Origin of the sequence: Bacteroides sp. RTP21281st1_H5_RTP21281_210402 (genome assembly GCF_040918965.1) — a bacterium.
In the GTDB taxonomy this organism is placed as follows: domain Bacteria; phylum Bacteroidota; class Bacteroidia; order Bacteroidales; family Bacteroidaceae; genus Bacteroides; species Bacteroides congonensis.
On record NZ_JBCOWR010000001.1, the window covers coordinates 878,700 to 893,359 of the forward strand.

Below are 14,660 nucleotides of genomic sequence, written 5' to 3' on the forward strand. Positions count from 1 at the left end.
TTCAACACAGACTGAAATATTATTGCCTTCTGATAGTTGTCAGCATTACATCATTGTGTTGGTTTGCAGCATGTTTAACAAAAACAATGTTATATCATGCAAAGAAACAAATTAACCTTCAATGACCTACCGGAAGTGGTAGGCGAACTCTGCGAGAGAATCTCAAGTATGGAGAATCTGCTGATAGAAAAACTTCATCAGCAGCATAACGAGGCAAAAAAGGATACCCATGTCCCAATGACCGTTGATGAAGTCTGCGAATACTTAGGTATCTCGAAATCATCCTTTTATTACAAAGCCAAACATGGTGGTATTCCAATCATCAAACAAGGAAAACACTTGTTTGTCTATCGTGATGAATTGGACAAATGGTTGGAAAGCGGAAGAAAAGGAGAAACGCCTATAAGCATAGAGGAAGAACACGCCCGAATGCTTGCAACTACACGTCGCAAAGCCAATCCTAAAAGCTGGTGAGTATGGAAACGGTAGCACCCATTGAAAATCTTGCTCAGGTCGCTACAAGATGGCAAGATACCATGCTCAGTTTGGAAAAGGAGTACGAACAGGAGCCGGAAGTTCTGAAAATAGACGGAGTACCTATCGGGACATTGGGAAATTTCAGTGCATCCATAGGCAAGGCTAAAAGCAAAAAGACTTTCAATGTTTCCACTATGGTGGCAGCAGCTTTGTCAGGGAAGGAAATTCTTAACTACACAACGGACTTCCCTGAAGGAAAGAACCGCATCCTTTACATCGACACAGAACAAAGTCAAAACCAAGGCTTTGGAAGAAGAACTGACCACTGCCTACGAACTGGCAGGAACGAAATTTAATCACAACAAGATTGTGAAGATAATTAAGTTTCTCACGAACAAACGGATGGTGGTTCAGGAAAGCCGTGGCATTTATCGGTTCATGCCGGATTACCATTATTGACTCTCCACTTGACTTTATTCTAAAAGTGTCCATTCGTATATAAGTCAAAGTCTAAGTGCAACGACTGGTTTCATAATAATCCACGGAATCGGTCGTTGCCATTGATTGGGCTTGCCCGTTGTACAGACATTATCTTGTATGGGGAGCCTAATACCCCAAGCGACCAATAGGTCGTTTGAGAGTGCCAAATCTCTCAGCAAGCTAATTGGTGATAAAAAGGCGTTATTTGAGCCTTTTATCTTTTCGCCAGCCATCGCAAAAACGAAATTTGTATACTTAATTGCTCACAGGGCTTGCCCATTATACAAATCTTATTGAGTTAGGGTAACTCAATACCCCAAGCAATAAATCGCTCGTGAGACTTTGCCAATCCTCTGCAAGCTAGATTTGGCATTATTGCGGTTTTGGAGTGTATTTCAGTAGTGCTTTTACGAACTCTTTTATGAACCCTACTGGTTCTTTTATGAACTCTTATGTGAACTCTTTTCTTGCTTTTAAGTGGTATACTGGAGTAACGTCGGTCACCATAAATGCAGATACTAAATGATGAAAACAGAACTATTGTCCGAACACTTGACAATTTAACGACATGAATCTGCCATATCCCAAAGGCGATTTTGCCAACCTCAAAATGACATTATAATTATTCAATATCTAATGCAGGAAGACTATTATCTTCAAATCTATCAAAGTCAGATTGAAAAAGACGGTCTTGAATGATCCTGTACTTTTCAAACTCTGATTCAGCAAACTCTTTGGCATATTCGGCAGAAACCTTTCCGCTATCCTGTAATATCGGGCTCTCAAATAAATTAATGAATTTGTCTATTCGCTTTGCCCAATCTTCCATTGTCATAGGTATATGACGCATAGCCATACTTTCTGCCATATCAAGGGACGCATTGACTATCCTACCCATTTCTTCTAATTCTTTTTCTCGCAAATAGTTCTTTGCTACAGACACATCTGTTTTGACAATTTTTCCATTCGGAGCGTTTTCCCAAGTGGTCAATCCCATGTGTTCCTTATTCGCATCAGCTCGTTCGACTATCAACTCCGCAGCAGTATGCCCATGCACAGCATAGTGCATTTTGTTCTGTACCTTTTTGAAGAAAAGACGAGTTGTCGGAGCATCTTTGTTATAGTCTATAGCCGTAGCATAAATATCGGTCAGTTTCTGATAAAAACGACGCTCACTCAGCCTTATCTCCCTTATTTCGGCAAGCAAATGTTCAAAATAATCTACACCTAAGAAAGCCCCGTTCTCCATTCGCTTATGATCAAGTACATATCCACGGATGGCAAACTGACGGAGTACAAACGTACACCACTGACGGAACTGTGTGGCACGAACAGAATTGACGCGATACCCGACACTGATAATGGCATCAAGATTATAGAACATTGTTTGATAATTTTTCCCGTCTGCGGCAGTTGCCGAGTTTTTCTCGGTAACTGAATCTTTGACAAGTTCTCCGGATGCGAATATGTTTTTTAAGTGCAGACTAATATTGTCAGTGGAGCAATCAAAAAGCTGCGCCATCGCCTTTTGTGTTGCCCAAATGGTCTCATCTTTATACATCACTTGAATCCCATCCTCTTTGCCTTCAAACATGAAGATAAGAAACTCAGCTGTACTATTTCGTATTTCTATATTCTTTGCCATAATTTAAATTATCACCTTCGCAATTATTCATTTCGATTTGCCATAACTTTCAATGGGTTCTGCCACCATGCTATATTCTTCTTCAGTTGTCTCATATGATTTGATTCTTCTATCCTCAAGATAAATATGGTAAAGCGTGTATTCTAAAGCCTCTAAAGTCTGTTGGCGGACTTTCGGTTTCAACTGACATTCCCAAATGGTAATACAATGCCACCCCATCGAAGTTAGCAGTTGCCGTTCCTCTATATCTCTACTCCGATTACGCTCAATTTTATTCTTCCAAAACTCAACATTTGTCTTTGGTAGAACGTAGTATTTGCATCCTTCGTGACCGTGCCAAAAGCAACCATTTACGAAAATAACAGTTCTGTATTTACGTAAAACCAAATCGGGATGTCCTGGAAGCCGTGGGTGATTCAGCCTATACCGAAAGCCACGGCCGAACAAGAACTTTCTCACCAATAATTCCGGTTTCGTGTTCTTGCCCTTTATCGCAGACATGCAACGATGACGCTGTTCCTTGGTCAATTTATCCATTTATTAACATATTACTGACAGTTATCTATTATTCTACAAATCTATCGATACATCCCTTTACTTTTTGTGGAAGATTCGAGAATTCTTGCGTTACTATTATTCCTCGTTCATCAATTGATTCAATATAGTCTTCTAACAATTCAATATCTTCAAAGGACATCCCGTACCTTAACATCCATATATGTTTCGTATTGTAAGTACCATATTTTGTCAAATTAGCCATTTTTTCGGCTTGTTCATCCGGACAACGTTCATTGTATTTGACGAATGCTACTTGAAAGATATTGCACAAAATAATGTCCCTAATTTATGCAACGTTTATTGATGATTTTCATTTCACTTTTTTATTATTTCATCGATTGGTAGCATATATATATAATCTTCCGGATTCGAATAGGATTCAGTATTATACTGATTTGCTAAAGCGTAACAAATTTGCACATCAGGATATTTCTGGGCAATAGCCGCTATAGAAAGAGTTGATAGTTTATTGTTCATTGGACTGATTACTATATTATAATCTTTCCTATTCTCGTCAACAATCTTACCAATTTCTTTGATATTTTGCTCCAGATTTTTACATGAGAATTGAAAATTTGAAGCTCGAGAATTTTTTTCAAGTAATTTTTCGAAATTCGAACGATTAATTTCGCTTAGAGATTCATTATGACTTTCTGTTGGCGAAGCCATACCTAAATATAACTTACTAGGCTCGAAAACCTCTATCAATGTTTGAGCACGTTCATATTCAAAACCGACTAATATAATTAGTAACAAATCCTTTATTGGTGACATATCGCCAGAATAGCCAACAACAGAACGTATTGTCCTTACCCCTTTACTAAGCCAAGGTAACGAAGTACCCTCTTCATAGGATGAGTATCTACTCGACGGACAATAACACAGATGTATATCAGTAAATTCAACTATTGAAGAGGATAAGATTTTTATTATTATCAACAATGTTTCTCTAGTAAATGTTGATACATCAACATATAGGTGTTCTTTTTTGCTTGTTGTTATTGCATCAAACAAATTATCATAATTATCCAACGGATTCTCAAGAGAGAGTTCTATGATAGAAGATCGTCCTATGAATAGTTCTTTTAAACTCTCAGCATTCTTCTCTGTTTCTGTATAGTTATTTGGAAAGTAGCAAATAACAGCCTCAATAGATTCATTCTTGGAAATCTCATTAGGTATTATTAAACATCTTTTCTCAAAACTTGAACTACAAATAAACAAAGAATCGTTAACTATCTCTTTATCTATACTGTTTATTAATATTTTTTTCATATCTTAAATAGGATTATTACCGTCAAACAATAGTAATTGAGTAGCCGAAGAACTGTCATCTTCGGTAAATTTAAACTGTGCTAAAAATCTCTTAGTATCAATCATTGCCATTCTCAATTTGGCGCTATCCATAAATTTGTAACCGGCAAAACTTGTAGCATCCAACTTGAAATGAGGTGCCAAAATTCTACTTAATATGATTAAGCGATTTCTTCCAGTACCTGTTTTATTTCCAATTGTACTTTTATGGAAATAACCCAGCTGTTCTCCCATGTCAATTATTTCATTCATTTCGTCATCTGGAGTATCTGTAATTGCTACAGAGAACACTCTTCTTTCTGAGGAGTTAGAAGTAAGCTGCAAATGAAATAATTGTCCCAAAGAGTCTATCATTCGATATAATTTTTCCAATTGTATTTGCCTAGTGTTATTATTGTCAATATCTTTTTTAAGTTTTTCAAACTCACCAACCAAATAGTTGTTGGAGTATTTTTTTATAACTTCATCTTGAATAGAAGGTTTGATGCTGGTAATATTATCTTCATTTGCTCCAAGTTCTGTAATTGCTAACGAATACATTTCTTGCGCAGGAGCTAAGAAATGTCGAATAATACCGGAAGACACAGCTACAAGTTGATCAAAACCAGCATAGCTATATGTAGAGCCTGCTTTATGATTCTGTTGCAACCGTGTTATATATTCAGGTCTTGCATAGCGTCTTGCTGCATCCCCACCTGCATATTTTTTCTCAGGATCTGCATAATCTATCAACATCTGATTATATATCTCTTGAATCTTTAGCTCTTGTTCTTTATCCTCTGGAAAGAAATCTTTTGTCTCAATATCAAGGTTCAAATATCTCTTTAGTCTTTTCTTAACAATTTCTTGAAGTCGTTCATTATACTTACTTTTACTACTTGAATAAACTGTAGAAATGTTTATCTCAGAATAATCATGAGGTGCGTCTATTCTTTTCTCGTTATTCGTCAAATGTGTTTTATAATCTAACTGGGTAGAGATCTTAAAACATATGTCTTTTGTTGTGCGATATGACACCCAAGTGTTCAACACCTTTGTTTGAGCCACATTTAGATAGCCAGCATCGTCAATCAAAATATACAAAGGTTTATCTTGAGGGAAAAATGGTAAAGATTTTAAAGACACAAGTAGTGGTTTCATAAAATCTATGAAATCAACAATTGGTCCATCATATGGAATAGAAGTATCTTTTGACAAAGCTATTTTATTGCAATAGATTCGACAGGAACGATTTATCCGTTCTACCTCTTTTGCCATTAACTCCATCATTGTTAGTCCATCCTTGTCTGTATCGTTTGGTAATTCAACAATGTTGTTAACACCGCAGTAAGAAAGAACATCCCGAAAATCAGTATTATAATATTGCCATATCTGCTCTTTATAATCATTTAATATATTCCCCAAATAACATCCAACCGACTTATACACATTAGACATTACGTATGTCGTTAACAAGTGCTCATTTAATATAATTTCGGCATGAGTCTCAAGGCGCGCCAAGTCAGGAATATTTATATTTGTTAGTTTTATAGGAACGTATACAGCAAAATAATCCAGCTCAGATATTTGGCAATGCTTGGCTAAACACTGACAATCTGGTTGTATGTAGCGGAACATCATACTTTTACCTGAACCTCTTGGACCATTAATAAATGTATGTCCTTTTTCTAATACTTGATAAAAGTCAGGAAAAACATCAACAAATAAATCGACAACATCCTGAGCGGAGTTCTGTTCTGGAGTCTTTATTTCAAATGGATTTTCTTTCATAATGAACTATTTACACATTGATGAACATAATCACCTGTTAATTTGTTGTTACTTCGTTCTAATTGTGCCCCACAATACTCAAAAACATTATTTATTGATAACGTTGGATATCCCTTTTCCTCTATACGATAAGATATTGTATCAAAGAAAGGTTCAAACCCTTCATCTATAAATTCTATAGAAATAATAATCGAATGGAATTGATACTCATAGCTAACAAAACGATTATAGTACAAACATTCCTGGAATGTCTTGAATGTTCTTGTATATATTTCATCCAACAAATAAATAGAAGACTCACCTTTCTTATATCTATTTTGAACTTGATTCTTAGTGAGAGAAAAGCCCATCTGAATACAATGACTGTCTTTATCTGGATTGAAGTTGTACAAACTTTCAGAGAAAGCATGATACAATTTGCTATCCTCAGGTATTAAGTCCTTTTTTAGCAAGTAAGAAGACGCACGACTGTTTTCATCCGCAAGTTCATCACCAAATCTTAACAAAGCTGCTAGTTCACGGATTCTCACATCATGCCCCGAGATAGAGGTCTTGTATGGCAAATTCCCAATCGGATCATTTTTGCCTGAATGCGCTTTAGCTATATCCCCAATAATTTTTCTCTCAATTGTATCAACGTTTAAATTTTCCAGAAGATATCTGCCAGATTTTTCATGACCGTCTCTGCCATTAAAGATATGTCCCGCATCATGAATTTGAATCGCGACCAATAGTATAAAGCATTCATATGGAGTAAGGTATGAACAATCTTTCAGTATGGAAGATACTTTAACCATAACCATTTTTACATGATTAGCACTGTGATCATTTAGATACACAGTATTATCCAGTCTTGTAGTAATCGCTTTAACTTCATTATGGATCTCTGAATTCATAAACTGTTTAAAAGTGCGATATATAGCAACATAGTCTTTTTCGGATGGAAAATCCTGACTGCTTTTTGTTTCAAAATATTCTTCTAAATTCATTTTACATTATTTACGGCATTACATATCCCTTATCTTCAACATTGCTGACAATCTTCAAGAGTCTCTTACATTGGGCAGACGAAGGAAGAACCATTTTAGCTATAAATCTAGTTGCAATAGACTTAATAAAATCAAGGTCTCCGTACGAGAGAACATTTTCTTTTAAAAGTTCGTTATAAACCCTCATCCAATAGTCAGCACCCAAATTAAATATCTCAACGCTTGCTTCAATGTTTGAATTGAATTTGTGCGCTCGTTTAGCAGCAGCTTCTGTTGTTTTAATCTCCTTTTGGGAAACAAGGGATTTAATAAATTCGTCAGAGAGTTCAAACGGAACTTTCTTATAGTCATCCCAAACTGCAAGCGTTCTGGATATCGTTCTAACAAGGCCTCCACCAGCTTGTTTTGTCAAAAACTTCTGTGTATCAAAAGCTAAACGAATCAACTCATTTGCAAGAGCCGGATACAGTGTCTGTTTATTCCAAATCGTAACCCAGTCAAGATCGGCATCCTTTGGCAAAATTGATATCAGTTTTGCAATTGTGTATGGCACAATCTGAGCTTTATCTCCTCCTTTAGGATACCATTCTGACTTATTGATCATTACGTCCAATTCATCAAACATAATGACGGAGCAGATTCCTTTCTTAAAGAACACCTCATTAATACTATCCTTTGATTTATCATAAAGTTCTTCAACATAATCCGCAAAACGATTGAAGTTGATGGCAGAGCTTTGACAAACCTGGTGAGGATTCATACGAATAGTATTCAAACATTTCGCCAGCTTTTCCTTCTTGACAACCTGATTTTTCGGACTTTTCTCGCAGAAGGTTTTTCGTTGCGCTTGTGTAAGTTTCATTTGTTCCTGTTCCCATTTTCCACGAGAACGCTCGTAGAACCAACGAGTCTGATATGGTTTACCTGCAACAGGAGGAGCAAGAACCTTTTGCGATAGTTTCTCCATCATTACATGGAATGGGTGATTAGAGAAAAAATCGGCATCCGAAACAGGATTTTGGCAATTAGCGCATTTTGAGATTGTTTTAGTAATATTGTTATAACGTTCAACCTCTTCCTCCGACATATCATTGTCCACATTCAGCACAGTCAGCTTCATCGGAACAAACAAATTGTCCATGCCTTTTTTGTCCTCTTTGCGAATAATTGCATTAGCTAACGAAGCGGTTGTCTGACCACCATTTATAATTTGTAAATCCTTAAAATGAGTAATTCGAGTGTTATCTGCAGAAAAACCTATTGAACGGGCAACAATAGCAATGCCGTTATTATAGGTAAAGAAATTCTCTGGACTATTAATGATAGTATTTCGGATACCCTTGTTTACCTTACCACGAACACTCAGGAAAGCCCGCACATTGCCTTGCAATAATTTACTCCCATATTTCAAATAGATATCTGCCAAGAACTTTCCTGGAACAATTCCAAGATATGCATCATAGTCGCTACTATCTCCTAAATCTGCTTTTAGATATTGAATCCCCTCGCAATCAAAATCTTTTGTATCAAACTCAACAATCTCACTTGCATCGGACATAAATGTTTGGAACAGCCGTTCCAGCGTCCAGATATTTAACTCTACCGGTCTCTCAAGAAAATCTTCTTGAGAGACACTCTTCACCTGCTTACTAAGAATCGAGTTAGAAATAATATAAAACTTGAAGCGAAGAATCTCTGTGTCCAACAGTCCTTTGCCAATTTTCTTTCGAAATTCTTTTGCTAAAATAATGGCAGGATCAGAATCGTCACAATAGTCACTCATCTTGCCGTTGACAACTTCGTCAAGGAAATTGCACATGTGAGTATACAAATCCATGATGCGGGTATTGGTCAACGTGTTTACGGCATCACGCTCATTGGTAAAATCACTTGCAATCAATATGAGTGCACTGTCAGCTTCGTCGTAAGCATAAGCATCAAAAGCCATGATACGACCACGCTTGCCTCTCATTTCAATAGACATCGGCATCGGATCATTAAATTCCCCGATAGATTCCAGTTCTTCTAATGTTTTTAGAATAAACTGAGTTTCCGGTTCTGTTCCTTCGTGATCGGCATCAAATCTAAGCTGATCAATAAATTGCGCTCTATATTCTTCAATCTCCATAGTGTAACGGATTTAAAGTTTATATTCTTCTAATTCAGAAAGAAAAATCTCGTACTGAATTCTGTTTATTGCATTCGGTATGTTTTTTCTGCATAAGCGAGGGAAATCGTTGCTTACATTGTACATTGAGAATCCCACATTCGTAAATACGAATTTGTCGTATTCTGGAGAGAAATCGAATGCGTACATACTCAGTTTAGACATGAAAGTCTCTCTATTTTGAGCTGTCCCCATTTTTGCCATTAGGTTTTGAACCAGTACATTCAATTTTATACCACTGAATGTTGGACTCATCTTTTCCAAACAATAAATAGCAAGATAGCCCTCGTCATCTCCATCCAGTTGCTCAAGTGATGAAATCTTTACAGAATCTTTGCCTGCACTTATTGCCTTTATCTCATACCAAACACTCTCTGTAGAATAATCCTTATGGGTCTTTTCTGGACCCATCCAGCTATCTAATGCCATATCCACACCATAGTGAGGAATCATATAATCCTGCATAAAAAGCAGTTCGCCTATCAACCCCATTACCTCATTGTCATTCATTCCACCATTATTTGGTCGGAACAATTTTTTCCATGAGAAATATCTTGAACAAAGTGTTTTATAAGCATCTTCATCGTCCTTAATAGCTTCCGTAGAATCGAGCAAATCCTGGCAAAACGTACTAAAATATTCCAGCAACTCTGAATTACAGAGTGAAAAGCGAAGAATATAATTCTCGCCACTCTTTCCCTGCTGTACTGTAATCACATCCGACTGAGCTATTCTAACTGGAACGTATGTACCTCTAAAATCAAAGGCATAGTTTCCTTTCTCATCCTTTCCTACAAAAAGACTGAGGTCGCGGTTTTCACCAACACGGATAAAAGCTCCGCTTTGGAATCCTTGCGAGAATGTTGTAGATAATTTATTCTTCATCCTCTTCTATTTCGTCTGGTTCATCAAGCATGTTAAGCTGATAATATGTTTTATTAACTTTATATTTCTTGGTTTTACCTGTTTCTTTTAATCCAGGGAAACCAATAGCAAAAGCTATCATTTTATTGCCATTAAGTTTCTCTATGAATTTTAAGGCATTCTTGTTGGCTTCAATATTTTCTGGCTCTACCGGTTCGATGAGCATAATTATCAATACAGGTTTTCTGTGTGGAAGATGCTCAAAATATGCTTTAATAGGAATATGCCGTCCTCCAAACTCAGAACCTTCTCTCGCCCAAACTTCTCTGCATCGTTTTTCTGCCAAATCTATCTCATCTTGACTTAAGCAGAACTTTCCTTCTCGTAAACCAAGAATCCTACGACGACTCGAAATTTGAATTACATGATCATGTTCCTCAATCTGACGTTTCGGACAACGTATCATTTCAAGTCCTGGTATGTCATAAAAGGTCTGCCCATCACCACCTTCGAAAACAATATCCCATTTATCTACTCCTTCTGTTTCTTTGTCGCAAATAAAATCAATTAAGTTTTGCCGGTTAAATTTCATGTTAACTAATGAACATTTTATATTAGACAGGAAGTCTACCACCAATTCTTTGGACACATCAGAAAAATATCTAGATTTATCAATATCTGAGCATACATCCTCATCTTTGTATTTGTCGACATTCGCGAAACCAAATTTATAATCATTTTCAAACAGGTGGGCAGTAAAACATTTTACTTGATTCCAATTCTCTTCATTATGTTCCGCCTTGACACTAAGGTAAGGGGTATCACAGATATTTCCATAGTAGGATTCCATCATCAACAATTCGTACGCAGTCCGCATCTTATTGTTGGCTGTTATCTGTAATTCGTCGCAATAGTCACGAACTTTAATGCCGAAATCTTTAGGAGTAAGATGTTGCTCAAACATTTTCTTAATATCTGCTTTCAATTCGGTGGTGGCTGTCGCTATTTCTCTATACCAAGTTGCACTTGCTTGACTTGTCCATATTTGGAACAAATCAGCATAACCAGGTCGATAACCAAACCAACGCCCCATCTGCATCAACACATCAAATGTTGCAGTGTTTCGATAGAAATAGCTTACAAGCAAGCCCTCTAATGTGAGACCTCGCGAAAGAGCAAGTCCTCCAATAGCAATTACTCTCAACGAAGGATTAGATTTGTAATCTAATTTGCTTGCGCTACTACCATTAACAACGATAATTTCCATCTTTGGAACATCAGCTTCAATATCGAACACAGCACCTAATAAATTCTTCTTTTTTATAACATCAATAAAACAGATATCAGTAATATTATCAAAATGTTTTTTCCAAAGTCGTTTCAGTTCTTTATACAGTGACAGATGAGCATTCTTTGAGGTATCTTCGTCAAAGTTGTATTTTAGTATTTGAATAAAGTTGTTCTGTATTTCTTCAATATGTTCCTTAATCACCTGTTGCACCCTTATGAAACGAGACATATTAACCAACATACTTCTTGGTTTAGAGGCATGTCCTCTTAAATCTCGAATAACATTTGCCAGATAATAACAATATACGGACTCCTTCAGCGAATTTGGCAAGACTCCATTCCATTCTTTTTTGTGACGAGAGTAGAATGTCCCAGAATTAAGTTCTTCTATATTTTCGTGTAAATCAGTCCTATATTCATCTGAAGTGTAGTCTGGTTCTTCAACATCAGTTATAAAACGTAAATTGCGATAGTACTCTTTATCCTCATAAAAAATTTTATCGGCACCAATATATGAGGAAGGGGTCGGTAACGTATATATGAAATGCTCTGGAAACAAATCTGCATTCTTCATACTGTCCACCGAATCCGGATCTATAAAAACATTTGCAAATGGAGTAGCAGTAAAACCAATATAATTCGCAGTCTGAAAAAGATTGCAAATCTTACGAATTATAGCGTTTGTCTTAGTTGGATCTGTATTATCTTTTTTTGTATTAACCGATGCATTGTCTGCCTCATCGTCAATAAGAAGCATTGGATGGTTTATACTATTTGTACGAACATCCATATTCTGGTTTTTCAACCAATCATGCAATTTTGTCAGAACTGATACATTTTTTTTAACGACAAAAAGGACCAGAGAATTATGCTCCGATAAAGTCGTTGAAATCAAATTACTTCCTTTAACAAAATCTTTTACACATGTAGTAAAAGAAGTAGCTCTACGTTGCTTGTTGTCTTTACCAACTCCTACCTTCCCCTCGCGAATATGTTTTTCAACCTTACGAATAGTGTACCCAACAACACTTTCATCAATACGTTCTTGTGTTTGCTGACGAAGACTTTCTGTTATACCAGCTAGAAGAATAACAACTTTATATCCTGCATCAGCAGCTTTACAAATCAGACCTGAATATGTAGCGGTTTTACCAGACTGTACATCACCAATTATTAAGCCCCTCTTCAAACGTTTACCTTCAAATTCTTCCTTTGGATTGTATAAACAATTCATTATGTCAGGCAATGTCTTTTCGTGCAAAAGATTAATACTTTTGTCGTCAATTGAAGTGTGTTCTTTTAAATAACGATAATATCTCTCCCAAAAATAGCTGTCATCTACTTTATCATTGAAATACCACTTCTTTTGTTCATAATCATCATAAATAATATCGCCCAATACATGAGTGATTTTCTCTCGGTATTCTATTTCTTCCAACAATTTATTTTTGTCTTCCTCATCACAATCAATACCAGAGAAGGCTATTGCGTCTTCAATCGCAGGCTTAATATTTTCCAAAGATGGAACAAAGCCCGACAGTTCCTTCATAAGTTCCAAACGTGCGGAAATTATGAGTAGAATCTTATTATATGCTTCGTTTGTTAATTTCATCCTTGTAGTTATCTAAAAGTTTTTCCTCAACAACTTTATATTTGCAGAATGGCTCTGATTTCATCAGATCAGAAACAATCTCTATTATAGATTTCTTGTTAAAAGATTTTGCCAAGTTTACCATATAAATCCCAAGTTGGAAAATCTCATCGACACGATTATCTGGTTCATCTTGACTGATTGCATCATTAGACTTGTCAATGTAAATCTGCTGAGTCGGAACGTTTTGCTCAATTTCTTTCAAAAGCATCTCAAGCAGAGTATAGTCTTCTTCTGACATTCTATCCCTCACCATCTGGAACACTTTGCTCTCACGATTGATTTGATAATAAAAAGTCTTTCCTCTGCCTTCCATTCTATCCCAAATATAGTCAATATCCTCAACATTTTCTTTTCGACCACGATGGGTTTGCTTCCTAACAGAAATATCCATCGCTTCAATAACTGTTTGGCGCAATTGACGCTGAATCTGCTTTGGAATAGAAGCTGTTTGTTTCTTTATATCAATACTCCATATGTCATCAAGTGAATTCGGAATATCTACTCTAACTCTAGCATTTTTTGTGAGTTCACCACGCGGTTTCATCCCAAACCAAGTTCCCCAAATTATCAAACGCTTATTTCGATAAACATAGAAACCTTGTTTGATTCTTAATGTCTCTACTCCTCCTATGAGTTTTCTGTATTCATCGTTTAAATCTGTTGCAAATGGCAAGATATATGGTTTAACCCAGATTTGCCGTTCTTGACCCTTACTGTCACGAATAGCAATGGAACGTGCTTTCTTCGTTGTTGTCTTAGAATGTGATTCAAGGAAAGGCTCCATTGGTTTTATTCTCCCTTTATTCAAGTACATCTTGATCTGCCCCTTACCTTTTGCTGAAAGAAAGTTATGAAAAATCAGAGCAATATTATTGGCTACAGATTCTTTAAGTTCAACAAGAGCATCATAAACCATTCCACCACTTGATTTCTCCAACACATCGAAATCCTGCCATAGTACAAGCGTGCCATGTGGCAATTCGAGGAGAGAGTGAATATAAGGAAGTGCTTTTATTTCATTTTGTGACAGCTCCTTCACCACCCACTCTTTTCTATTTTGAATATAATTATAATCCCAAGAATAGCTACTAATCTTTTCTTCCTGCAAACTGACAACCGTCAAAATTCTACATTGAGACAAAGAGGCAGATTTCATTCCTAAACCGAATCGTCCCAAATCATTTGCATTTCTTTCAAGTTCAGAGTCCCTACTTCCATACCTCATAGCTTCAAAAAGGACGCCTGCAGACATTCCTTCTCCATCATCTAAGATTCCCACAACAAGATCATCAATAGGTTCTGAAGGAAAGAATAGTTTGACTACGCTGCAATTTGCACTAATACCATTGTCAATAATATCAGCAATAGCAGCTTCGAAAGAATACCCCATTGAACGCATAGCCCCCATAAGAGTATCAGCTTGTGGAATGCTTTGTCTATAAGTACTCATAG

10 protein-coding genes and 1 pseudogene are annotated in these 14,660 nt (G+C 36.5%); 2 read left to right on the forward strand and 9 right to left on the reverse strand.

Annotated features, from left to right (window positions below):
- The first annotated feature begins 96 nt into the window (after window positions 1-96).
- On the forward strand, window positions 97-474 hold the full coding sequence (locus AB5443_RS03530) for a helix-turn-helix domain-containing protein (protein ID WP_368113250.1): 378 nt from the start codon (window positions 97-99) through the stop codon (window positions 472-474).
- Between the two features lie 2 nt (window positions 475-476).
- Window positions 477-770: pseudogene (locus tag AB5443_RS03535) on the forward strand (mobilization protein); the annotation flags it as partial.
- Between the two features lie 809 nt (window positions 771-1,579).
- On the opposite strand, the gene AB5443_RS03540 reads toward AB5443_RS03535, so the two are convergent.
- The 9 genes from AB5443_RS03540 to AB5443_RS03580 all read right to left on the reverse strand — a co-directional run bounded on the left by AB5443_RS03540 (window position 1,580) and on the right by AB5443_RS03580 (window position 14,658).
- The gene (locus tag AB5443_RS03540) at window positions 1,580-2,602 is read right to left on the reverse strand and encodes a virulence RhuM family protein (RefSeq protein WP_009036658.1); all 1,023 of its coding nucleotides are present in this window, start codon (window positions 2,600-2,602) and stop codon (window positions 1,580-1,582) included.
- A 27-nt stretch (window positions 2,603-2,629) separates the two neighbouring features.
- Window positions 2,630-3,139 (reverse strand): very short patch repair endonuclease, encoded by a 510-nt coding sequence (locus AB5443_RS03545; RefSeq protein ID WP_009036657.1) that lies wholly within the window; start codon window positions 3,137-3,139, stop codon window positions 2,630-2,632.
- Between the two features lie 336 nt (window positions 3,140-3,475).
- Complete coding sequence (locus tag AB5443_RS03550; RefSeq protein ID WP_005939588.1) at window positions 3,476-4,435, reverse strand: hypothetical protein; 960 nt, start codon at window positions 4,433-4,435, stop codon at window positions 3,476-3,478.
- 3 nt (window positions 4,436-4,438) lie between these two features.
- On the reverse strand, window positions 4,439-6,244 hold the full coding sequence (locus tag AB5443_RS03555) for a hypothetical protein (protein WP_368113251.1): 1,806 nt from the start codon (window positions 6,242-6,244) through the stop codon (window positions 4,439-4,441).
- Window positions 6,241-7,233 carry a hypothetical protein gene (locus AB5443_RS03560; protein ID WP_009036654.1) on the reverse strand — a complete coding sequence of 331 codons (993 nt, stop codon included), beginning with the start codon at window positions 7,231-7,233 and terminating at the stop codon, window positions 6,241-6,243. The genes AB5443_RS03555 and AB5443_RS03560 overlap by 4 nt, the downstream gene beginning before the upstream one ends.
- A gap of 10 nt (window positions 7,234-7,243) precedes the next feature.
- A complete protein-coding gene (locus AB5443_RS03565) occupies window positions 7,244-9,361 on the reverse strand; it encodes an AIPR family protein (protein ID WP_368113252.1) in 2,118 nt (705 codons plus the stop codon).
- Window positions 9,362-9,373: 12 nt separating this feature from the next.
- Entirely contained in the window at window positions 9,374-10,285 is a 912-nt protein-coding gene (locus AB5443_RS03570) for a PD-(D/E)XK motif protein (protein WP_368113253.1), read from the reverse strand.
- Window positions 10,275-13,166 (reverse strand): Z1 domain-containing protein, encoded by a 2,892-nt coding sequence (locus AB5443_RS03575; RefSeq protein WP_368113254.1) that lies wholly within the window; start codon window positions 13,164-13,166, stop codon window positions 10,275-10,277. The genes AB5443_RS03570 and AB5443_RS03575 overlap by 11 nt, the downstream gene beginning before the upstream one ends.
- On the reverse strand, window positions 13,141-14,658 hold the full coding sequence (locus tag AB5443_RS03580) for an ATP-binding protein (protein WP_368113255.1): 1,518 nt from the start codon (window positions 14,656-14,658) through the stop codon (window positions 13,141-13,143). Before AB5443_RS03580 ends, AB5443_RS03575 begins: the two co-directional genes overlap by 26 nt.
- Between the last annotated feature and the right edge of the window lie 2 nt (window positions 14,659-14,660).